This window comes from Streptococcus dentasini, from assembly GCF_053206945.1.
The window spans coordinates 92494-114471 of sequence record NZ_JBRUHS010000006.1 but is presented as its reverse complement, the minus strand read 5'-3'; the positions used below and the strand labels follow the sequence as shown (position 1 = coordinate 114471).

17 protein-coding genes and 1 pseudogene are annotated in these 21978 nt (G+C 43.2%); 4 read left to right on the top strand and 14 right to left on the bottom strand.

Translation table 11 applies throughout. From position 1 onward, the window contains the following. Nucleotides 1-27: 27 nt before the first annotated feature. Entirely contained in the window at nt 28-1173 is a 1146-nt protein-coding gene (locus ACVR1G_RS06195) for a cysteine desulfurase family protein (RefSeq protein WP_447452321.1), read from the bottom strand. Between the two features lie 180 nt (nt 1174-1353). Here ACVR1G_RS06195 and ACVR1G_RS06190 point away from each other — a divergent pair, with 180 nt between their 5' ends. Together ACVR1G_RS06190 and ACVR1G_RS06185 are read left to right on the top strand one after the other, a co-directional pair. Continuing rightward, a complete protein-coding gene (locus ACVR1G_RS06190) occupies nt 1354-1866 on the top strand; it encodes a DUF6556 family protein (RefSeq protein WP_447452320.1) in 513 nt (170 codons plus the stop codon). 5 nt (nt 1867-1871) lie between these two features. Continuing rightward, entirely contained in the window at nt 1872-3110 is a 1239-nt protein-coding gene (locus ACVR1G_RS06185) for a bifunctional folylpolyglutamate synthase/dihydrofolate synthase (protein ID WP_447452319.1), read from the top strand. An 86-nt stretch (nt 3111-3196) separates the two neighbouring features. Here the strand turns inward: ACVR1G_RS06185 and gorA are convergent, their stop codons facing one another. From gorA to ACVR1G_RS06165, 4 genes are all read right to left on the bottom strand, one after another. Then, the gene (gene gorA / locus ACVR1G_RS06180) at nt 3197-4549 is read right to left on the bottom strand and encodes a glutathione-disulfide reductase (RefSeq protein ID WP_447452318.1); all 1353 of its coding nucleotides are present in this window, start codon (nt 4547-4549) and stop codon (nt 3197-3199) included. A gap of 163 nt (nt 4550-4712) precedes the next feature. Beyond that, nucleotides 4713-5081, bottom strand: coding sequence for an ACT domain-containing protein (locus ACVR1G_RS06175; RefSeq protein WP_447452345.1), 369 nt, complete (start codon nt 5079-5081; stop codon nt 4713-4715). 15 nt (nt 5082-5096) lie between these two features. Further along, complete coding sequence (gene uvrC / locus ACVR1G_RS06170) at nt 5097-6887, bottom strand: excinuclease ABC subunit UvrC (RefSeq protein WP_447452317.1); 1791 nt, start codon at nt 6885-6887, stop codon at nt 5097-5099. 347 nt (nt 6888-7234) lie between these two features. Next, complete coding sequence (locus ACVR1G_RS06165; RefSeq protein WP_447452316.1) at nt 7235-8608, bottom strand: NAD-dependent succinate-semialdehyde dehydrogenase; 1374 nt, start codon at nt 8606-8608, stop codon at nt 7235-7237. Nucleotides 8609-9349: 741 nt separating this feature from the next. On the opposite strand from ACVR1G_RS06165, the pseudogene ACVR1G_RS10840 reads away from it, so the two are divergent. Both ACVR1G_RS10840 and ACVR1G_RS10835 read left to right on the top strand, forming a co-directional pair. Continuing rightward, a pseudogene (locus ACVR1G_RS10840) lies at nt 9350-11632 on the top strand (cadherin-like beta sandwich domain-containing protein); the annotation flags it as partial. Next, a complete protein-coding gene (locus ACVR1G_RS10835; protein ID WP_522732195.1) occupies nt 11609-13306 on the top strand; it encodes a GH32 C-terminal domain-containing protein in 1698 nt (565 codons plus the stop codon). The pseudogene ACVR1G_RS10840 and the gene ACVR1G_RS10835, both read left to right, overlap by 24 nt. A 92-nt stretch (nt 13307-13398) precedes the next feature. Here ACVR1G_RS10835 and ACVR1G_RS06155 read toward each other — a convergent pair whose 3' ends face one another. From ACVR1G_RS06155 to ACVR1G_RS06115, 9 genes are all read right to left on the bottom strand, one after another. Further along, complete coding sequence (locus ACVR1G_RS06155) at nt 13399-13902, bottom strand: YkgJ family cysteine cluster protein (protein ID WP_447452314.1); 504 nt, start codon at nt 13900-13902, stop codon at nt 13399-13401. Nucleotides 13903-14250: 348 nt separating this feature from the next. Further along, nucleotides 14251-15054: a transporter substrate-binding domain-containing protein gene (locus ACVR1G_RS06150; RefSeq protein ID WP_447452313.1), complete on the bottom strand. Its 804-nt coding sequence runs from the start codon at nt 15052-15054 to the stop codon at nt 14251-14253. A 14-nt stretch (nt 15055-15068) separates the two neighbouring features. Beyond that, nucleotides 15069-16418, bottom strand: coding sequence for an adenylosuccinate lyase (purB, locus tag ACVR1G_RS06145; protein WP_447452312.1), 1350 nt, complete (start codon nt 16416-16418; stop codon nt 15069-15071). A 13-nt stretch (nt 16419-16431) separates the two neighbouring features. Beyond that, complete coding sequence (locus tag ACVR1G_RS06140) at nt 16432-17199, bottom strand: amino acid ABC transporter ATP-binding protein (RefSeq protein WP_447452311.1); 768 nt, start codon at nt 17197-17199, stop codon at nt 16432-16434. Continuing rightward, nucleotides 17186-17875 carry an amino acid ABC transporter permease gene (locus tag ACVR1G_RS06135; RefSeq protein WP_447452310.1) on the bottom strand — a complete coding sequence of 230 codons (690 nt, stop codon included), beginning with the start codon at nt 17873-17875 and terminating at the stop codon, nt 17186-17188. Before ACVR1G_RS06135 ends, ACVR1G_RS06140 begins: the two co-directional genes overlap by 14 nt. Beyond that, nucleotides 17872-18429, bottom strand: a complete 558-nt coding sequence (locus ACVR1G_RS06130; protein ID WP_447452309.1) for a GNAT family N-acetyltransferase — start codon at nt 18427-18429, stop codon at nt 17872-17874. The genes ACVR1G_RS06135 and ACVR1G_RS06130 overlap by 4 nt, the downstream gene beginning before the upstream one ends. Before the next feature lie 19 nt (nt 18430-18448). Beyond that, nucleotides 18449-19768 (bottom strand): MmgE/PrpD family protein, encoded by a 1320-nt coding sequence (locus ACVR1G_RS06125; RefSeq protein WP_447452308.1) that lies wholly within the window; start codon nt 19766-19768, stop codon nt 18449-18451. Then, the gene (locus tag ACVR1G_RS06120) at nt 19731-20927 is read right to left on the bottom strand and encodes an aminotransferase class I/II-fold pyridoxal phosphate-dependent enzyme (RefSeq protein WP_447452307.1); all 1197 of its coding nucleotides are present in this window, start codon (nt 20925-20927) and stop codon (nt 19731-19733) included. The genes ACVR1G_RS06125 and ACVR1G_RS06120 overlap by 38 nt, the downstream gene beginning before the upstream one ends. Then, complete coding sequence (locus ACVR1G_RS06115) at nt 20917-21978, bottom strand: iron-containing alcohol dehydrogenase family protein (protein WP_447452306.1); 1062 nt, start codon at nt 21976-21978, stop codon at nt 20917-20919. Before ACVR1G_RS06115 ends, ACVR1G_RS06120 begins: the two co-directional genes overlap by 11 nt.

Sequence of the window (21978 nt, the reverse complement as noted above, 5' to 3'; positions counted from 1 at the left end):
CCGGACACCCTTTCTTCTTACTAATCCTTAACGGACTTTTTTTGTTTTTGCATAAACCTGTTTGAAAATGGTTAGGAATTGCTCGACCTGACTCATATCATTATCATCATCTAGACTGACGCGAACGGCTGTCTGAGCTTCTTTACTTGGTACTCCCATCGAAATCAGTGTACCAGCAGGTTTACCAGCCTTAGAGGAACAAGCGCTGGTCGTGGAGATATAAATTTGACGCTCTTCAAAGGCATGCACCACTACTTCTCCCCTTACCCCCTTGATACCAAAGGTTAAAATATTGGGCACAAAATCATCACTGATATCCGAGAAAACAGTAATATCGTCATAATTTGTTAATTCATCATAGATGATCTTCTTCATTTTGGCAAGACGAGAAAGCGCCTCCGCCTCTTTATCTAAAGTCAGGCGCAAGGCCTTAGCCATAGCTGCAATGCCAGCTAAGTTTTCAGTAGTTGATCGTAGGTCTTTTTCTTGACCGCCGCCCGTCAAAAGAGGATTGATACGCTTGCCAATCTTCTTATAGAGAAAGCCGACACCACGGACGGCATGAAACTTGTGTCCTGAAAAGGAAGCAAAGTCAACTCGGTCAGTCAGATAGCTGGCAATTGGTATCTTTCCAATAGCCTGAACAGCATCCACATGGAAAGAGACGGTCGGCCGATCAGCTAAAATGTCTGAAATAGCATGGATAGGTTGAATCGATCCGATTTCGTTATTAACGGCCATGACTGAGACCAAGATGGTATCCGGTCGCAGGAGGCCAGCCAACTGTTCTACATCTACAAAGCCGCGGCTATCAACAGGGGCATAAGAAACCTCAAATCCTTGGGTAGACAACCACTTAGCCGACTCCTTGACAGCAGGGTGCTCGATATCTGAAACAATAATATGCTTACCATAAGGAGCTTTTTCAAAAGCCAATCCTTTGAGCGCCCAGTTATCGCTCTCAGTCCCGCCAGAGGTGAAAAAAATTTCCTCAGCTGACTTGCCTAATAGTTGAGCAATCTGCTTGCGAGAAGCCTCAAGCAAGCGGGTCGCCTGCTCACCAAGGCCATGAAGGCTGGAAGGATTACCGAAAATCTTAGTGGCCACCTCTTGATAACTGCGAAGAACTTCGGGATAGGGCAGGGTTGTTGCTGAATTATCAAAATAAATCATAGTCGTTCCTTTAATCGTCAATTAGCATTATTATAGCATAATTTAGTAAGCAAGAGGCAGGCAGAAAACCGATTCGAGGCTCAGACAGAAAGAGGAAAGCATGTACTACTTTATATAAGAAATTTTCTCCAGATTTTGGTAAACTAATAGCTAGAAAACTTTTTAAGGAGAAAATTCGCCATGTCTCAATATTCACGTTCACAACGCAGCAAGAAAGAAAATACAGAACTTAGCCACACTCCAATCCGCCGAGAAGCCAAAAAATCTATCCCTAAGGCGAGAGCCACTAAGAAAATTGCCCGAGGTGCCAAGAAAGGACTCTCTGCTCTCCAAAAGCTCATTGCGACTGTTGCAGCCATCTTATCAATCATTGTCGCTTCGTTTACAATTTATGCTTTGACGCATAAGAATCAAAGCAAAAATAACAGCGACAACACCCCTTCAAGCTCTGCTGTTAAAAGTAGCGACAACATTAGTCAATCTAGCTCTGATAATCAAGATGATTCCAGTACTGACGTTAACAATGATCAAACACCAGATGGTCAGCAAACAGGGGACCAAAGTCAAGGACAGGATCAAAACGGAGGGACAGCAGAATCTGCAAGCGACCAAGGACAAACTGGTGGAGACGCTGGTAACACGGCTGACCAAGGGCAAACTGGCGGAGATGCTGGCCAAACACCTCAACAATAACACCAATGCTAACCTATCAAGAAACCTTACAGGCTATCCACAGCCACAAGGCTTATGGACGCCGGCCTGATATCAGGCGATTAAGTTGGATATTAGATAAACTGGGAAGGCCCCAAACAGGCTTTCCCAGTCTTCATATTGTCGGAACTAATGGCAAGGGCTCAACTACTGCCCTACTCCAAGCTGTCTTTAGCCAGGCAGGCTACAAGACGGGAACCTTTACCTCGCCCTTTATCACTCGCTTTAATGAAAGAATAGCTGTTGACGGTCAGCCTATCGGCGACCAGGATCTAGTAAAAACTTTTGATTTAGTCCGCCCCTGGTTAGAGAAACTTACTGAGACAGAACTGGGAACTTTGACAGAATTTGAATTAGTCACTGTTCTTGCTTTTCTGTATTTTGAGCGTATACAGCCAGTTGATATGGCCATCCTCGAAGCCGGTGTCGGCGGGCGTTTTGATTCAACTAATATCATCACCCCTTTAGCAACCATCTGCACTTCTATTGGCTATGATCATTTGGATACTTTGGGCAATTGTCTGGAAGACATCGCCTGGCATAAGGCAGGAGCCATCAAATCTGGACGGCCGATAATTCTTGGACCAGTCCCTCAGCAAGCTCAGATCGTTTTTGAAAATGAAGCCAAGCAGTTACAAGCTCCCTTCCATCAAGCTGGTCGGGACTTTCTGATTGAAGATACCAGCAATGGCTTTGATTTCAAAGGTCCGTTGGGCAGTTTGCAACATTTAAGCCTGAGTCTTCTCGGGTCTCACCAGCAAAATAATGCAGCCTTGGCCATTGAGGCCAGTCTCCTTCTTCAAAAAAATTTCCCTAAGATTGATGAGGATGCAATCAGGACTGGTTTACGTTCTGCTTTCTGGCCCGGTCGCGGCGAACTAATCAAACCTAACATTCTGCTGGACGGAGCCCATAATCCTCAAGGAATTGCTGCCCTGATTAACCTTTTAAAAACAGATTTTTCAAGCTACTCTAAACAGCTGCTTTTTGCAGGTTTGAAGCGAAAAAATCTTTCTGAAATGTTAGCGCTGCTGGAGGGTCTGGAGCTCAGTGTCACTACTTTTGCTTTCCCAGAGGCAGCTGATTTAGCAGACTATCCTGAAACCTACTCAAAGGTTGCTGATTTTCGCGAATGGCTGGATAGAGCCAAGGATTCAGATGATCTTTTTGTCGTGACAGGCTCCCTCTATTTTATTTCAGAAGTCCGCCGTTATCTCTTGGATTAAAAGAACTAGCTAAAATCCCAAATCATGAATTGATCTGGGATTTTTCGTCTTTTATCTTTGGGCTATTTAGTGCAGATTTCTTAGCTTTACCGCATGGTCACAAATTCTTCCGCACCTGTCGGGTGGATGGCAACTGTACTATCAAGATCAGCTTTGGTAGCTCCCATCTTGATCGCAACCGCGAAGCCTTGAATCATTTCGTCAACACCGTAGCCGATACCGTGGAGGCCGACAACCTTTTCATCTTCACCTTGAACAACTAATTTCATGCGAGCCACTTGGCGATTGTCAGCCAAGGCTGTATACATAGAAGTAAAGGATGAGGTATAGACTTTGATTTGATCTTTCCCATACTGCTTAATGGCTTGTTCTTCCGTCAAGCCGACCTTGCCCATAGCTGGATGACTAAAGACCACTGTCGGGACATTAGTGTAGTCCATCTTAGCTACCTTTTGACCATTGAAAAGGCGCTCTGACAGTTGGCGGCCAGCCTTGATAGCAACCGGCGTCAGCTCGATCTTACCATTGACATCACCGATGGCATAGACACCTGAAACATTGGTGTTTTCATACTCATCAGCTTGAATAAATCCTTTGTCATTGAGAAGCACGCCTGTATTTTCAAGGCCGTAGCCTTTAGTGTTTGCAACGCGGCCAATAGCCCAAATAATGATGTCAGTCGTATGCTCCTCACCATTTTCAAAGCTGAGCGTTAAAGAGCCATCTTCATTTTTCACTACTGCCTTTGGCACGCTGTGCTTATGAAGAGTAGGCCCGTCTTTCTCCATCTCTTCCATGAGGGCATCAGTCAGATAGTTGTCCCAATTGCGAAGCGGCCGATCCTTGCGAACAAAAAGATGGGCATCACTGCCTAGGATATGAAGGATACCAGCAATCTCAACACCGATATAGCCAGCTCCTACAATAGCCACGCGCTTAGGGACTTCATCCAACTCAAAAAAGCCATCGGAAGTAATACCATACTCAGCTCCTGGAATTTCAGGAATAAGGGCATGACCGCCAGTTGCAATGAGGACATGTGGTGCTGTATAGGTTTCACCATTAGCTTCCAGCGTGTGGGCATCGATAAAGGTAGCATAGGCATTAAGAACCTCAACGCCATTGGCGGCAAAGCCGCGCTCATAAGAGCCGTGAATCCGATCGATATAGGCTTCTCGATTATTTTTAAGGGTCATGAAGTCAAAGTCAACATTTCCAACAGTAAAGCCATACTCACCAGCATATTTGTGGATACTCTCAGCTACCTGCGCCCCGTACCACATGACTTTTTTGGGCACACAGCCGCGGTTGACACAGGTTCCGCCAGTTTCCGCAGCTTCGATTAAAAGAACCTTAGCGCCGCGAATGGCTGCGCGGTTTGCTGAGGCGATTCCACCAGAACCGCCGCCGAGGACAATATAATCATATTCTTTTACCATAAGAATCCCTCTCTATCGTTTCAGTAGACTTAGAGTATCATAAATAGAAAGACCAGGCAATTTTCTGATACGGTATTAAAGGTACAGATAATAATGATTAGCGAAATGTTCTGAGCTGGTTAACAAACGAAGCTAGGACAAAGCCTAACTTCCTTGTTAGTGGTTATTGTTCAACCTTATACCCTTCTCCTTCTAAAACTTGCATCGCTTTGCCAAAGTCGACAGTCTTAGTCAGGATATAGTCCGTATTGTAGGTAGAGACGGCGAAGATGCCGATTTGACTATCAGCTAGGATGGCTGAGAGTTTTGAGAGAATGCCGATGAGAGAAAAATCTAGCACGCCTTCAATGCGAAAGGCTGACCAGCCATTATCTACCTCAATAGCATTGTCAGGGACATCCTGACAAGGGCAAACCAAAGAGTTTTCCTGATCAGTCCTACTCAAGAAGATATAGGGACTATCCCAGTTGACCTGAGAATAATCTCTTACTTGACAGATAGAAAAACTTTGTTTCAGTGGCTTGAGAGTCAGCATATAACATCCTTTCTATTTCTTAGTAACTGCTTCTTTGACCAGTGTTTCCTTAACTGCCTCTGCCACATTCCTCGGTATGCCACAGTTGACGATGTCATCGATATCTGCTTCTTGAATCTTAGTCAGGCTCTTGTAATGTTTGAGCAGGAGCTGCTTGCGTTTCGGTCCAAGACCAGAAATGCCGTCCAATTTTGAGCTGAAGCTGTTCTTGCTGCGAACCTGACGGTGAAAGGTGATGGCAAAGCGGTGGACCTCATCTTGCACGCGCTGAAGGAGAAAGAATTCCTCAGAGTTCCGTGGCAGATCAACAACTTCCAGAGGCTCACCGAAGAGCAATTCATGGGTCTGGTGCTTGTCGTTCTTTTGCAGACCAGCAATGGGAATATCCAGCCCCAAACGGCTCTGGATGACCTCTTTAGCGATATTAACCTGTCCCTGTCCCCCATCAATAACAATCAAATCTGGCGGCGTTAGACCGTCGCGCATGACCCGACTGTAACGGCGATAGATGACTTCACGCATGCTGGCATAATCATCGGGCCCGACAACGGTCTTGATTTTGAACTTACGGTAGTCCTTCTTGCTAGGTTTGCCATCGACAAAGACAACCATGGCAGCAACTGGGCTGGTTCCTTGGATATTGGAATTATCAAAAGCTTCAATACGGCGGGGAGCTGGAATATTGAGCAGTTCGCCAAGGTTTTCAATAGCCCCCTTGGTCTTTTTGATATCTTTTTCAAGTAAGTCAAACTTTTGCTGGAGGCTGACACGCGCATTCTTAGTCGCTAGATTAACCAGCTGCTTCTTCTCGCCGCGCTGGGGCTTAGCGACCTTAGTTCCTACGACTGCCTTAACCAAGTCAGCATCAATATCCTGCGGAATAAAAACTTCCTTAGGTAAAAAGTGCTTGCTCTCACTGTAGAATTGTCCCACATAGGTGAGGAAATCTTCTTCAGGCTCATTGTAGTAGGGAAACATATTGACATCGCGCTGGATGAGCTTGCCTTGACGGACGAAAAAGACCTGTACACACATCCAGCCTTTGTCAACGTAGTAACCAAAAATATCACGGTCAATCATATCTTGATTCATAATCCGCTGCTTCGTGCGTAAGGTACTGATCGCTTCCAAAAGATCACGGTACTCAGCAGCTCGCTCAAACTCCATCAGCTCTGAAGCTTTGAGCATTTTATCGCGGATTTGATCGACAATCTTATTATCCTTGCCGTTGAGAAAATGTTTGACATCCTCTTTGAGCCCATCCCAGTAAGCCTGATCAGTGTGGCAAATGGTATGAGCATTGCACTGTCCTAAATGATAGTAAAAGCAAACCTTATTCGCTGGATTGGTACATTTCTTGAAGGGAAAAATCCGATCCAGCAGGCGTTTGATCTCGGTCGCCGCTCCCGAATCAGGATAGGGACCGAAATATATCCCATCATTCTTGCGAACCTGACGCGTGATCATAAGACGTGGATAGAGCTCATTGGTAATCTTAATGTAGGGATAAGATTTGTCATCCTTGAGGCGAATATTATATTTGGGCATATTCTTTTGGATAAGGTTAATTTCCAAGAGTAAGGCTTCTGTGTTAGAACCTGTCACGATATACTCAAAATCTGCAATTTCAGATACCAGCATCTCAGTTTTAGTATCGTGGCTACCACGAAAATAGGAACGCACCCGGTTCTTGAGATTTTTTGCCTTCCCAACATAGATAATCGTGCCGTTTTTATCCTTGTGAATATAACAGCCCGGACTGTCCGGCAACAGTTCCAGTTTATGTTTTATCAGTTCATTCATAGGTTTATTATAACAAAAACTAGAAGCGATTTTTGCATTTGAACAATTATGGCCCCTACCTGGCAAATTGCTAGGAGAAACCAAGCAAAGTATATCCTCTTGTCTAGCTTATTTGCTGCTTCTCCTAGTGACTAAGCCGCTAGAGATAGCATCATTACAGTTATTCCTTGACACTTCCTTATCTTTTTATGAAATAACCAAAAAGAAGCTGAATTTAAACTCAGCTTCTTTTTAAATTGAAGGCTAAGACGCTGTCTAGATACTCGGCCTATTTATTGGCAACGGATGATTATAAATCCATCCCAGTTACCACTTATTTTTCAACCCTTGGCCTCAAATCCAATTCATTAGTTGTTTGGCACAAAAACCAGATGTTCATTAACAAAGGCGTCAAAACCAAGCTCACTGAGTTCACGACCATAGCCAGAATTCTTAATACCACCGAATGGCAGCTCTGGATGGGAGGTCCAACCAGAATTGATAAAGCTCATGCCAGTCTCAATTTGAGCAGCAACGGCTTTGGCATGGTCAAGATTTTTACTAAAGACAGTGCCACCTAGACCGTAGCTAGAATCATTAGCCAACGCTATAGCTTCTTCCTCTGAATCAACCTTGTAAATAGAAGCGACAGGTCCGAAGATTTCCTGATTATAAATAGGGTTGTCCTTGGTAATATCAGTTAACACAGTTGGCTGGACAAAGTATCCAGGATGATCAATCTCTTCATTACCGTAAGCGACAGTTGCCCCGTTGTCAACGGCTAATTTTATCTGTCCGAGTACCTCTTCTTTAGCTCCAGCAGAAGACAAAGGTGCCAGAGTAGTCTCTGGATCCATTGGATCGCCCCATTTGGCAGATTTGAAGGCTTCAACTACCATATCCACAAATTTGTCATAATGATCCCCAACAACAATAAACCGTTTGGATGAGGTGCAGACTTGTCCTGCATTGTAGAGACGAGCAAAGAAAATGGTTTCTTTCAGAAGATCAAAATCAGCATCTTCCAGAATGATAAAGGCATCATTACCACCTAGCTCCATTGAAGATTTCTTCAAATTTGCTCCCGCTTCACTTGCAATAGAAGCACCGCCACGTTCAGAACCTGTCAGACAGACGCCGACAATACGTGGATCAGCAATAGCTTTGGAGACTTGATCATAACTTAGGAACAGATTCTTAAAAGAACCTGCTGGTGCACCCGCTTCAGCTACTAAATCTTCAAAGGCTTGAGCAGAGGCTGGGCAAATAGAAGCATGCTTAAGGATCATGGGGTTTCCTACCATAAAATTAGGAGCAAACACCCTCATCACCTGATAGAAAGGAAAATTCCAAGGTTCTACTGCCAACAAGACACCCGTGGCTTGCTTAATATAGTAGCCTTCGCCATTGATCTTTTCAAGAGGCTTAGGCTGTAAGAAAGCTTCAGCTTTATCTGCAAAATAATCAGCGATTTCTGCGCAGAGCTCTACTTCTCCTTGCGCCTCAGTAAAAAGCTTTCCCATATCTTTTGTCATGACTTCAGCATATTTGTCACGATCGCGACGCAATAACTCAGCCACTTTGTGCAGCTGTTCCTTGCGTTCTTGCAAATCAGCTTTTGCCCGCCATTCCTTGTAAAGCGCATGCCCATTGGCTAGAGCTTGTTCTAAATCTGCATCAGTTGCATTATCAAAAGAGTTCAGCACCTCATTCGTGTAAGGATAAGTTGTCTTATAAGCCATAATTATTCCTCCTTATATTTAAGACACGGCAGAGACTTCTTGTCTAAGCGCTCGCTCTTGATAACAAACGAGATTGAGAGACAAAAAGACCTGTTTAAGGAAATTAAGCCTGCACTCAACGACTAAGAATCAAGAGGACCTGCGTAAGTACCACCTGCGCCTACAGGTTTATTATAGCACTACAGAAAACGTTTTCAAGCATTTGAATTCCCTTCCTTAATTTTTTAAATCCACCCTATGATGCCTGATCCCTGAGCAAGGCAGATTCCATAAAAAATAAAATTTTTGTTGATATCAGTGGATTAACTGCGGTCTTTTTTGTTCTTCCCGGCACTGTCGTCAGTCTATGGCGAATAATAAAGGGAAGTAAGGCTGGCCCTAGATTTTTATCAGGAACAGAGGGGGCCTTTTTCATACTAGAGAAACTGAATCCTTGTAGCTAATTGGCTTGGGACTGCTCCTGCATGTAATAAGGAAAACATAGCTTCTGAACAGATTTATCCTCAATACTCATAAACTCTTGGATTTTTGTCTTCTCAGTGATTAATGCAATCAAGATCCACTGACCAGATAATGATAATTCCTTCTAATATTTTCTGAAAAGCAGAAAATGTATGGTGGAAGGTTTCTGCCTATTCTTACATGACATTTGTCATTGCAAGAGATGACTAGCGTGAGTTGTAAAGCGCTTACATTAAAAATATAATTTGTTTATAAAATTTAAAAATGAGGTGATGTGTTATGAAGAAAGTCTATTCGCAAGAGACGAAACCCCAGCATTGGTACATGCATAAGCGTGGTAAACAATGGGTTTACGGCTGTGCTTTAGTAACCATTATAGGCGGTTTAGCTCTCTGCACTCCAGTCTTAGCTGATCAGGCAGTATCAGGGGATAGTGCTGTAAATCTAGTGTCTAATGAATCCATAAAGGATGGCACAAGCTTGGAACAACCGACAACAGAAGAAACAGTCACTCCTGCTGATTCACAAACTGTTGTTGAAGCTCCACAAGCAGCCTCTTCTTTCGCTCACTCTGAGGCATCGGTCAATAGTCAGCAAGAAGGAGACAAGGCGACAGCAGAAGATACAAAAGGTGATAGCAAAAGCCAAGTTACAAACCCAGCTGAAGCTGCCGTAGAAAAGCCAGCATCTACTCCTGCCATTCAAGATACTGGTTATCATACAAATTTGACCAATTTCACGGCAGCTAATGGTACTTGGGAAGAGCGCGACGAAGGGCTCTATAGCAATGCACTTGATCAAGGAGACAGCTGGTATTTATCTGACGTTAAAGCCAGTGACTTTGTCTACTCGACAGATGTTAGGTTTTTAAAAGACCAAGGTGCTGCAACCTTAATCTTTAGGAGTGTGGATCCTAACAATGTTCAAAATAGTTATGCCTTAAATATCGACGGCGGCAATAAAAAGAGTAAGTTCTGGCGTTGGGACAAGGGGCAGGATCAGCAATTAATTGACGAGCGCTCTGTTGAACCTACTGCAGATGCTACTTACCATTTAACAGTTGTGTCTATTAACAATTGGATTTCCTGCTATATTAATGGCCATCTAGTCGCTTCTACTGGCGATTATACTATTCAAAAAGAGGACAAGGGTCAAAATACTGTTATTAAAGAGGGTTATTTGGGTCTGCTTAACTGGAATGGCGAGATGATCTTCCAAAACACTTACTACAGTCCTATTTCTGAGAGCTTCACACCTGAGATTAACGATATTAGCGTGACCTCAGACAAGGGTCAGGTAGAAGCTAAAGGACAATTTTTACCCAATGCACCGATTCATATTCAATATGTTGATAACGCTGCTGCAACTGTCAAATTAGCCATTAGCCCTAAGAGCGATAAGTCTCAAATCACGATTACAGATAGCTCAGGTAAAGAGTACCAAGTCAGCGATGATATCCCTGTCGCTGTGGGGGCCAATTATTTGACTGTGACAAGTACTGTTACTGATAAGGCTGGCAATCAGGCAACCTTAACCTACCGTATCAATGTTCACCGGCGTCAAGCTAAGGAAGTTTATTACAATGAACTCTTTCGAGATCAGTACCACTACTCTGTCAAGGACGGTTGGGGCAACGATCCGAACGGTTTGGTTTACTATAAGGGGAAATACCACCTTTTCTACCAGTTTTATGATGATCAAGTTTGGGGACCGATGCATTGGGCTCATGCAACCAGCACTGACCTAATTCATTGGGAAGAACAACCGATGGCTCTCTATCCTGATGCCAATGGAACCATGTTTTCTGGCTGTATCGTTGTTGATGAACACAATACCTCTGGATTCTTTAAGGAGGGACAAGGAGGATTAGTTGCCTTAGTAACAGCTGATGGTAATGGCCAACGTATCAAATTAGCTTATAGTTCTGATGAAGGACGAACTTGGACTAAGGTTGATCAAGTCGCTGCTGATTGGTCCAATGATCCGCTGCAAACGAAAGACTTCCGCGATCCCAAAGTCTTCCATTGGAACAACAAATGGTTTATGGTACTAGCTGGCGGTCCGCTTCGCATCTACTCTTCAGATAACTTAAGAGATTGGAGAGTTGAGTCTACTTATCCTGATCTCCACACTGAGTGTCCTGATCTCTACCCTATCCAAACAGATGACGGAACTGTAAAATGGGTATTATCCCGCGGTGGCCGTTATTATAAAGTTGGTGATTTCAAGCCTGTTGACGGTAAATGGACTTTTGTCGCTGATGAAGCCTATAAAAATTCCGATGGCATCATGAATTTTGGGAAAGATTCCTATGCTGCTATGACTTATTATGTTCAGGACTTTGGAACTGATGACCACCCAACGATTCCCAAACTGACTGAGCTAAACTGGATGAATACTTGGGATTACTGCAATCTAATCGCTAAGACTGTAGACCAGGATTTCAATGGTACCTATAATCTAAACCTTCAACTTGGACTGACAAAGGAAAACGGAACCTACTACCTGACGCAAACACCAATTGAAGCTTATGAAAGCCTGCGTGATACGGACAAGGCGATTATCTACAAGGATGTTGCAGTAACATCCCAAAACGATCTGCTCAAAAATGTGCAGTCGGATACTTATGAAATCGTATCGACCTTTAGGCCTAGCGCTGCGACTACAAAACTTGGCTTTAAACTTCGTCAATCGCAGGATGAAGAGACTGTTGTTACTTATGACTTGACCACTCAGGAACTTTCTATTGATCGGACAAAATCTGGTGTTATTATCAATGATAAGTTTGCTGATATCAATAAGCAAACAGTCACAACCAATGCAGATGGTAGTATTTCCCTACATATTTTTGTTGATCGAGCAAGTGTTGAAGTTTTTACCAAGGGAGATACAGTCACTGGAGCTAATCAAATTTTCCCATCTCCTAATAGCTTAGGTGCAAGTGTCTTTGCAGAAGGCGGCGATACCAAAGCCGATATTGCCTTTTACCCACTCAAATCCATCTGGAATGATAAAGTTCAAACAGATGCTCCATTTAAATTATCAGGTATTGGTCAAGCAGAAACACGTTTAAATGTCGGTCAAGTGACTACATTTAACGCTCTACTGGCACCGGGAACTGCTCGGCAAGAAGTCACTTGGACAGTGGATCATCCAGAAGTACTCAATATCGCACAAGACGGTTCTAAATTAACTGCCAGAGCGATTAAGGCTGGAACAGCAACGGTTACAGCGACGGCGAAAGAAAATCCGAGTCTGACTAAATCCTTTACTATTTCTGTTTTTGAAGATAACTTCAAAACAAACCTCAACAATCTTAAAGCTATTTCAGGTCAATGGGTGATTGATGATAAGGAATTACTGGATAGTAATTCTAGCGCCAATGATGCCTTTATGACAGCGGAGCAGGTACCTTATTCTGAATACACCTTAGAAGCCGATGTTAAATATCAAAAAGGACTGGTAAATATTTTCTTCGCTTCTCCTGCGGCCGACCCTGCTAATGCCTACGCCTTCCAACTCGGTGAGGGGGCTAGTGTTAGACTCTATTATTTCCAAGGAGATACGATAGCTGAGGCACCTCTGACCAAGACCCTAAATGACAATCAATATCATCACCTTCTTATTTCTAAAACCCAAAATGCCGTCTCACTGAGCATTGACGGTCAAGTGGTCATGACGCATCAATTTGACGATGCCAAGGAGTACTTCAATAAAGCTCACGTAGGAGTTGGGCTCTGGGACGGTGCCGTGGCCTTCCAAAATCTTTACCTTAAACCTCTCACTCAAGAAGGGCCACAAGCGGGCTGGTTTGAAACTGATAATCATTGGTTTTACAGAAAAGCTGATGGAGAGCTGGCAAGGGGCTTAACGCAAATTGACGGCTACACCCACTACTTTAACGCTGACGGTTCCCAAGTCAAAGGAGACTTCGCATCACCTGACGGCGGACAAACTTGGTACTATCTCGATAAAGACAGTGGGCGTGTCTTGACTGGTGAGCAAATCATCAGTGGCAAGCGCTACACTTTTGATGAAACTGGTAAGCAAATTAAGGGGCGCTTTGTTACTCCTGATGCTGGTAAAACTTGGTATTATCTCGATAAAGATAATGGTTTACGAGTTACCGGCCTTCAAACCATTGATGGCAAAACCTATCTTTTCGACAACGATGGCCGACAAATAAAAGGGGAAACTTGGATTATTGATCCTAATACTGGAGAAATAAGAAAGTAGTATTTCCAATCTGACACCATTTTTCTTCATTAGAGTAGGCCAAGCTACACAAAACAGCTGCGTCTAGTAAGGCGCAGCTGTTTTCGTATGGATTAAACTGACACTCTATCCTTTAGCTTCTCAACAAAGAGATAAGCCGCTGGGCAAAAGAGAGTATTTTTGATAGTCAAGTGATTGATTTGATAAATCTTTTTACGATCAGTATGGGGAAAGGCGGCACAGGCCTTGGGGCGCACATCGTAGATGGAACAGAGATTATCCTCACCTAAGAAGGGGCAAGGCATACTCTGAAAGACCTTATCGCCGTCTTCATCCGTATGTAGGTACATCTCCTCAAAAGCCGGTAACTTCATGCGAAAATGCTTAGCAATCCGCTGGATATCAGCTTCAGTAAAGTCTGGCCCCAATGTACGGCAGCAATTCGCACAAGCCAGACAATCAATTTCCTTAAAAACTTCGGTATGCACTTCCTGCACAATTTTATCTAGATTTTTCGGGGTCTTTTTCTTTAGGCTCAACAAAAATTTACGATGTTCCTTTTGCTTCTGCAAGGCTAGCTCACGGTACCTTTCAATATCAACGCTGTTTTTAGACATAGCAGCACCCTCTAATAGCTTTTTACTTATTATAGCATAGAAAAAGGTAGATTATTACGAAAAAAGGACAGCACATACATGATAGTGACGTTACCATGTGTGCTATCCCAGCCTCATTCATAAAAAGGCAAACAGAGTTCGACCTTTTTGTAAAAAATTCTGAGACTGAAAAAGGCCACACTACTAATAACCTAAATCGGCTCTATAGCTTCTGGTGGGATTCTACCCACTACAGCTGACAAAAGAGCCCCTAAATCCTTACAGCAGTGTGACACCCTCTTGATTCTAAGCCCCAGAATGTCCTGATTCCCATTTAAGCTGAGGCAGCCACTTCAATATTCTTTTTAATTACTTTTGGTTACCATAAGAAGCATCGATACCGGAGAAATATTTCTTAGATAGCCTAGCGATGGTCCCATCTTTTTCAAGGTCGGCTAGGGCAGCGTTAACCTTCTTGCGCAAATCCTTATTTTTTCCTTTGGCAAAGGTCAAGGCAATATTTTCTTGACCAAGATCACCATCAAGCACCTTTAAGTCAAGATTTTTCTGCTGGATAACAGCTGATAAAATCGTTTGAGCATTGGCATAGCCATCAACTTGTCCTTTCAGCAGCCCTTGTAAGACTGCCTCCCGATCATCAAAGGTTTGAATAGTAACGTCATCCTTGAAATGTTCCTTAACAACATTGATTTGATTTGAACCGACAGTTGCACCGATTGTTTTTCCCTGAAGTTCCTCAACATTGGTATAAGCAGCATCTTTTTGAACAGCAATGCCATATTTAAAAGTTGCATATGGTGTTGAAAAATCGTAAGTTTGTTTACGTTCATTTGTTATGGCCACACTTGATGCGATGGCATCCACCTTATCACTAGTTAAAAGACCGAACAAACCATCAAAGCTAGTCGTTGTAAATTTAACTTTATAACCTATTTTTTTACCGACTGCTCGAGCAACCTCGACATCAAATCCTGTTAATTTTGAACCGTCCTTATAAGAACCTGGGAAACTGACACCAGTTGTCGCAATTCTCAGAGTTTTATCATCTCCCGAATGCGCGGTGTGTTGTTTAGTGTAAGATTGATAACCAACAATAGCGATAACGACTAGGATAATGAGACTAGCTAGTGTTAAAAATGTTTTTTTCTTCATAAATACCTCTTTCTTTACTCTGCCAATTGGGCAAGGAGCTTATCTATCTTGGCTAGGCTCTCCCCAATATTATTCTCAGGAGTAACCCAGCTGAGAAGTTCTTCTCGAGTGACGTGTTTTTGAACCTCAGGGAGCTGATAAAGTAAGGAAATAAAATCTTGATGAGTCTCAATGGAAGTCATGGCAGCTTCATAAACCAAGTGATGGGCAGTTTGCTTGCCCAGTATCTTTCCTAGCTCAAACATGATACGCTCAGCGTAAGGCAGGGCTCCCTGCTTATTTAAATTATCTGTCATGGCTTGAGAATTGACGTCAAGTTCTGACAGAATATAAGTAGCATTGACAATCTGAGCATCAAGATAATTAGTGATTTCCGGCAGGGCAACCCACTCATTGCGCCAGTGGATAGCATCCCTCTCCCCATCTATCAATAAGGACTGCAGCAGTAAGTCAAAATCTTTAAATACTGGCTGGGTCAGGCTGGCCAGTCCTTCAATCAGGGCAGGATTACGCTTTTGAGGCATCGTCGAAGAACCCACCTCTCCTGCGATGAAAGGTTCATGAACCTCGTTAATTTCAGTCTTCATCATGGTAAACAGCTCACGCCCTATTTTTCCAAGTAAGCCAGAGTAGATCGCTAATACAGATCCAAATTCTGAAAAACGATCACGCGCTGGCTGCCAAGAGATATTGGGCACAGCTAATTCTAACTTAGACAGTGTCAGTTCTTCAACAGCTTGACCTTGGCCAGAGAAGGAGGCGTAGGTACCAACTGCTCCACTGATACTGCCAACAAAGACTTCATTCTCAGATAATTGAAGCAAACGCCGCTTACTGCGCAACAACTCATCTAGCCAGATAGCCAACTTAAAACCAAATGTAATGGGGATAGCATGAATACCATGAGTTCGGCCAATCATCAAGGTCGCACGATACTTTCTAGTCAAATTAGCCAAGGCAGTAATAAGCTCTTGCGTATGCTGGAGTATTATCGCATAAGCTTCTTTGACCTGCAGCATAGTCCCCGAATCAACAATATCCTGAGTTGTTACGCCATAGTGGACGAATTCGCCAGCCTGTCCTCCTACCTTTTCTTGTAATCCCTGAATAAGAGCAATCAAAGAATGGCGCTTTTCAGCACTTTTTTTCTGAAGCTTGACTAAGTCAAAATTTTCAACATGTGCTTTCTCTGCTATCAATTGAGCTGCCTCTTGAGGAATAATATCCAGCTCGCCCTCAGCTTGGGCTAAAGCAGATTCAACCATCAGCTGCTTAGCTATTTTATTAGTATCACTCCATACCTCACGCATTTCAGGCGTTGAGAAATTGCCTTGCAGCAATACTGAATCTAGTACACTTACCATAACTCTCCCCTTCCTATAACTCAGCACTTTCCATTGATCCATGATAAAGTGAATTGACAAATGAACGGACACGATCATGGGTACTGTCTGTTGACAAGAGTAACTTTGCAGGGCCCTGAGTTAAAACTTTTCCATCTTCAAGAAATACCACCTGATCCGAAATTTTACGGGCAAAGTTCATTTCGTGGGTGACTAGAATCATGGAAATGTCTTCCTTGGCCAAATCCGCAATGACGTCTAAAACCCCTTCAACCATCTCAGGATCCAATGATGATGTTGGTTCATCAAATAAAATAATTTGGGGTTTAAAGGCAATGGCACGTGCGATAGCAACCCGCTGCTGCTGTCCTCCGGATAAAGTAGCTGGGTACTGTTTAATAAATTGTGACAGACCAACCCTTTCTAATGATTTTTGAGCGATAGCTTCAGCTTCTTTACGATTAGCCTTATTAGAAAGAATCAAGGGTTTTGCAACATTATCTAAGACGTTATAGTTTTTGAATAGGTTAAAATGCTGAAATACCATTGTAGAATACTGCCTAATACTATGAATTTCCCGCTTACCAATACTACCAGCCTTTACTCTAGTATCACCAACTGTCAGCTGTCCTTGAGATGGTTCCTGCAGCAGATTCAAAATTCTAAGCAAGGTAGTTTTCCCAGAACCAGAAGGGCCTACCAGGGTTGTTACTTTGCCTGCTTCTATCGACAGGTTGATATCTTCGAGAACAGGTCTGCCTCCCAAAGTAACAGCTAGATTCTCTAATTCAATGAATGCCATCGGTAGTCCTCCTATACGGTTTTTCCAGTTCTTCTTCGATTTGGTTTTGCAAAGCACTATAAAGTACTATCACCAACCAGTAAAGCAGACCAGCTGCTAGATAAGTTTCAAAGTATTTAAAAGACTCTCCTGCAACCATCTTAGCATTGCCAAACAATTCTGTAATTCCTAGTGTAAAAGCTAATGAGGTCTCCTTTATAAGACTAGCAAAGGTATTTCCAGTAGCTGGTAGAGCATTTAAGGCCGACTGAGGTAGGATAACATGAAGGAATAACTTCCAAGGGGAGATAGTCAACGTTTGACCAGCTTCAATCTGCCCCTTATCCACCGAGCTAACAGCCGCTCTAAAAATCTCTGACAAATAAGCTGACTGCTTGAGTCCTAAACCGACAATAGCTGCCGTCAAAGCAGTCATCCCTTGAAAGACAGGAAAGAGCTGGGGAAGTCCATAAAAAATAAGGAAAAGTTCAACCAGGGTCGGCATTCCCCGAAAAAGAGAAATATAAAATTTTGCAAAATAGCGTAAAAGAGCCCAGCGGCTTAACTGCAACCACGTCATGACCGCCCCAACGAGGATAGCCAAAACCATAGCAATAATGGCTAAAAACAAAGTAATGGGCAGGTAGGCGGTTAGCCTTGCAAATAGGCTGAAAAAATACTCCCAATCAAAATTCATACTAACTTCCTTTCTGTTAACAATAGCTTTAGCGCGTCATCTTTTACTTGGTTTAGGGCTCTTTTATCTAAAATCTTGATCAGGTAGACTGTTTTATGATCAGAAAACAGTTGTTTCTCATCTAGGTAAGTGAAACCCATACGTTCATAGGCTTCTATCAACCACGGATGTTCTTTAGCCGTACCTAAGGTAACAGCTGGTGCTCTAAATTGTCGGGAAAGATAGTGGTCAATGACATCCATGACTAATGATTTGGCCAGTCCCTGATTCTGATAAGCAGGGAGAGTCGCTATCCAGCCCAAGTGTGGTAAACAATAGGGCCCAGGATTTTTAGACCATGGAAATCGGACAGCCGTTGACGCTATAATTCTACCCAACGGCTCCGTTTTTACAAAGATAGGCGTAGAGTACAGATGGTCTTGCAGGTCATCTTCATTAATTGTAGCAGCTGCGAAATGAATCCCCCGCGCTTCATTATCTGCATAGGCTTTTTGAAAAAGATTTTTTAGTTCGACGACCTCTGCCAGACCTGCTTGTACTAAAACTTCTGACATAACCTGTTTTCCTTTCCAATTAATTGAAAATATCTTCTAATGTAACCTCCCTGTACTGTAAAGTCTGCCACAGAGATGGAGCCTTCTCCCCTAAGATCGCTTGCCACTTCACCATCAATTCATCTAAACTATAAGGATTGTTAGGAGAGCCTTTAGGAAATTGAACTTTGGCAGTCACCTTTGAGCCAGTCGATAGCGTAAGAGTGACTTCTGCTGGACGTTCATCAGTCTGAGCCAAGGGGAGAGGATGACGACGCTTAATTTTGGGTAAAAAGTCTTTAAAAGTTTGCAACACAGGCTTAGCGCTAAAATCATTTTCGGTGGCTTCGCCCTTGGTCAGCCCTAGCCAAACAATGTATTCTGCAGAAAACTTGCCTTCTAACCCTGTCTTAGGACTTGTCTTTGTCAGAGCCAAATCGCCCTTTTCCGGGAAACCAATCTCAACGGCTGTAATATCTGACGGAGAAATTTTTTTGGTATATAGTTCAAGAGAAGCATCGTATGCTGAATTTGCAGCCGAACAAAATGAGGTTCGCTTAAACCAAAGTCCAGGCTTAAGTATCTGAGGTGGCGAAAACCAGTGTTGATTAACCAGTGAGAAGTCTAGCTGGCCACCAATAATTTGCGGCCACCCTTTGGGACTATCAAAGATATCAACATTAGCTGTGAGGCCTGAACTGGCCAAATGATAGGCATTGACCGCACGTTGAGCAGCCCAGCCAGCGTTTAAAGGCTTACCATCAGTACCTTCCTGAAGGAGATAGCCACTAGTTTGATTTATGGCCAGGGACATAAGCATCGCAGCCTCATCACCACTTATGCGTTTTAATTTAACAATAGCTAGTGCTGCTGCTAAAGTTCCAATTGTCGCTGTCGAATGCCAGCCCATCTCTGCATGCTGCGGTTGAAGTTGCTGTCCCACTAGACCCGCAGCTTCAACTCCTGTAAGGTAGGCTAGCAAAAAATCTTCAAGGTCACTCTGGGCATCAGCGACAGCAAACAAGGCAGAAAAGATAACACTGGAGGGATGTCCTCGATAGTTGGCTTGGACATCATCTAAATCATCATAGTGGGCAGCCATACCTAAGAGCAAGGAAGCGCTCTCTCTTGCAGCCTTATTCTCACTTGCTGCCCATAAATTTTTAAGAGAAAAATCTTCCTGCTGATAAAAGCGGTGCAGGACGCTCACATGTGGGTGTCTGCTCCCCTTGTAGTAACAGGCGAGATAATCCATCAAGGCTAGGCGCGCTTGATGCAGGCTAGACGCCAACTCATCTGAAGCCAGAGGCTTCTCTAAACAATCAATCAGCTGATAAATGTGAGGTCGTAAATCTTTCATAGACTTGCAGCACCCTTTCCAAACCTTCTAAAATTGTTTGACTATCAGTCACTAGGCTGATACGAACGTATCCCCTTCCCGATGGACCAAAAACACTGCCAGGGATAAGGGCAACATACTCTTGTTCCAGAAGTTCTCGTACAAATTCCTGATCGTCTACCCCTTGGGGTAATTTGAGCCAAAGAAAAAAGGTTCCATCAGATTCATATACAGGCAATTGGTGCTGCTTTAAGAAATCCACAGCCAATCTCTGCCTCTTCCGATAGAGAGCCCTTAAGCTGGCCCGCTGATTTTGTGTATGGTTCAAAGCATACTCGGCTGCATCCTGAACTGCTCCAAAAGTCCCACCAACAGAGTTTTTTATATAATCGGCTAGTAGAGCAATTATAGTTTTGTTCCCCACAGCGTAGCCTATCCTCCAGCCGGCCATATTAAAAGTCTTGGAGAGTGATGCCACTTCTACACCAATTTCTTTAGCGCCCTTGGCCTGTAAAAAACTAGGAGCGGGTTCTGTGAAATTAATATCGCCGTAAGCAAAATCATGTGCAACAAGAATATTATGCTGTTTGGCAAAAGCAACTGTCTCCTCAAAAAAAGAAAGAGGGGCTCCGGCACCAGTGGGATTGTTTGGATAATTTAAAAACATCAATTTGCTTCGTTTTAAAACATCTTCAGGAATATCGCCATATTTGGGCAAGAATTTATTATCTTCTAGCAAGGGCAAGGGGTAGACATCAGCCCCGGCCATTTTAATACCTGTGTCATAGGCAAAAAATGCGGGATCTGGTGTCAAAGCAAAATCCTGAGGATCCATTAAAGCCATCGGCAAAGCTGTCAGACTGGCTAGAGAACCGCTAAAAACAGTCACTTCGTCGCTAGTCAAGGAAACGTGATATTCTCGTTTATAATAATCAATAATAGCTTCCTTTAAACTTAATTTCCCACCATAAGGAGGGTAACCTTGATTTTCTGGCTTTTGAACAGCTTTCTGCATGTATTTTACAATTTCAGGAAAGGTAGCTTGGTCTGGATTGCCTCGACCCAGATTGATCACTTTTTTCCCATCGCCCTTCAACTTTCGGATAATCTCCTGCTGTTGCGAGGTATAGTGAGCCTGTTTACTGGCCATTCGTTGAGAAGCACTAATTTTAATAGCCATAGCTGCCCTCCTTTAATTGCTGAATGACACTGGCAATCTCCCCTATTGTTGCATCAGGAAAAATTGTTCGAAAGCGATAATCCTCAGGCCTAGCCAGATAAGGTACCAATGCTTCGATAGCAGCCTCATCTGTCAAACCTAAATCGGCCAAGGACAAGGGCAAACCGAGTTGGCGATAATAGGTGATAATTTCTCGAGTTAATTCCTGATTGCCTTCCAGTAAAACCTGAAAAAGATTCCCCAAGGCTACAATTTCACCATGTGTACTACGATCGGTCGGTTTAACTTTGACATACGCATTGTGAAAAGCGTGGGCAGCAACACTCATACCATCTTTATCAGCAATACCATCTACTGAGGCAGCTACTAGAAAAATTGTGTCGATAAAATTGATGAGAGCTTTTCCAGTCAATGACTGGTAGTCTGTCACGCTCAACATCTCACGCCGGCACAGCTCAATATAAAAACGCCCAATCTCTATTGATAACAGATCTGCCTTATCATTTGTCAACCGTCGCCGAATCTCATAAAATTTTGCTAGAGTATCACCAATCCCTGACAGTACATAGGAACGTGGTGAACGCACCAACAATTCAGGATCCAGTAAGACGACATCGACACTTTTATTATGCCTCACGTTATCAATTTTTTCGTGGGTTTGTGAATAGATGATACTCTTTGTGGTCAAGGCAGCACAATTTGATGGCACTGTCTGAGAAGCTATGATTGGAATTTTCAGGTGATCTGAAACCATTTTGGCTGTATCCATTAACTGTCCACCGCCAAAAGCAAGAATAGCATCATGCTCTTGAAAAATTTCCACAAGGCGGTCAATTTCTTCAAAAGTACAATTTCCCTCAAAGTAAGTCAGAGGATAGATTTCCAGAAACCTATCTGGTAGATAGTCTTTTATAACTTGGTAAACAGTTGTGTCCGTTAAGATCCGAGGATTTTTTAAACTATATCTATCAATAATCTCAGGCAACTGCGCCAAAGCCCCTGGCTCATTGATATACTCCGAAGGGCTGAATCGGATTATTCTATTTACCAT

Bases quoted from the DNA above. Each gene is read 5' to 3' on its own strand.
- ACVR1G_RS06165 (WP_447452316.1), bottom strand. From the start codon at position 8,608: ATGGCTTATAAGACAACTTATCCTTACACGAATGAGGTGCTGAACTCT.
- ACVR1G_RS06130 (WP_447452309.1), bottom strand. From the start codon at position 18,429: ATGTCAGAAGTTTTAGTACAAGCAGGTCTGGCAGAGGTCGTCGAACTA.
- gorA (WP_447452318.1), bottom strand. From the start codon at position 4,549: ATGGTAAAAGAATATGATTATATTGTCCTCGGCGGCGGTTCTGGTGGA.
- ACVR1G_RS06125 (WP_447452308.1), bottom strand. From the start codon at position 19,768: ATGAAAGATTTACGACCTCACATTTATCAGCTGATTGATTGTTTAGAG.
- ACVR1G_RS06190 (WP_447452320.1), top strand. From the start codon at position 1,354: ATGTCTCAATATTCACGTTCACAACGCAGCAAGAAAGAAAATACAGAA.
- ACVR1G_RS06155 (WP_447452314.1), bottom strand. From the start codon at position 13,902: ATGTCTAAAAACAGCGTTGATATTGAAAGGTACCGTGAGCTAGCCTTG.
- ACVR1G_RS06140 (WP_447452311.1), bottom strand. From the start codon at position 17,199: ATGGCATTCATTGAATTAGAGAATCTAGCTGTTACTTTGGGAGGCAGA.
- ACVR1G_RS06115 (WP_447452306.1), bottom strand. From the start codon at position 21,978: ATGGTAAATAGAATAATCCGATTCAGCCCTTCGGAGTATATCAATGAG.
- purB (WP_447452312.1), bottom strand. From the start codon at position 16,418: ATGGTAAGTGTACTAGATTCAGTATTGCTGCAAGGCAATTTCTCAACG.
- ACVR1G_RS06185 (WP_447452319.1), top strand. From the start codon at position 1,872: ATGCTAACCTATCAAGAAACCTTACAGGCTATCCACAGCCACAAGGCT.
- ACVR1G_RS06135 (WP_447452310.1), bottom strand. From the start codon at position 17,875: ATGAATTTTGATTGGGAGTATTTTTTCAGCCTATTTGCAAGGCTAACC.
- ACVR1G_RS06120 (WP_447452307.1), bottom strand. From the start codon at position 20,927: ATGGCTATTAAAATTAGTGCTTCTCAACGAATGGCCAGTAAACAGGCT.
- ACVR1G_RS06195 (WP_447452321.1), bottom strand. From the start codon at position 1,173: ATGATTTATTTTGATAATTCAGCAACAACCCTGCCCTATCCCGAAGTT.
- ACVR1G_RS06150 (WP_447452313.1), bottom strand. From the start codon at position 15,054: ATGAAGAAAAAAACATTTTTAACACTAGCTAGTCTCATTATCCTAGTC.
- uvrC (WP_447452317.1), bottom strand. From the start codon at position 6,887: ATGAATGAACTGATAAAACATAAACTGGAACTGTTGCCGGACAGTCCG.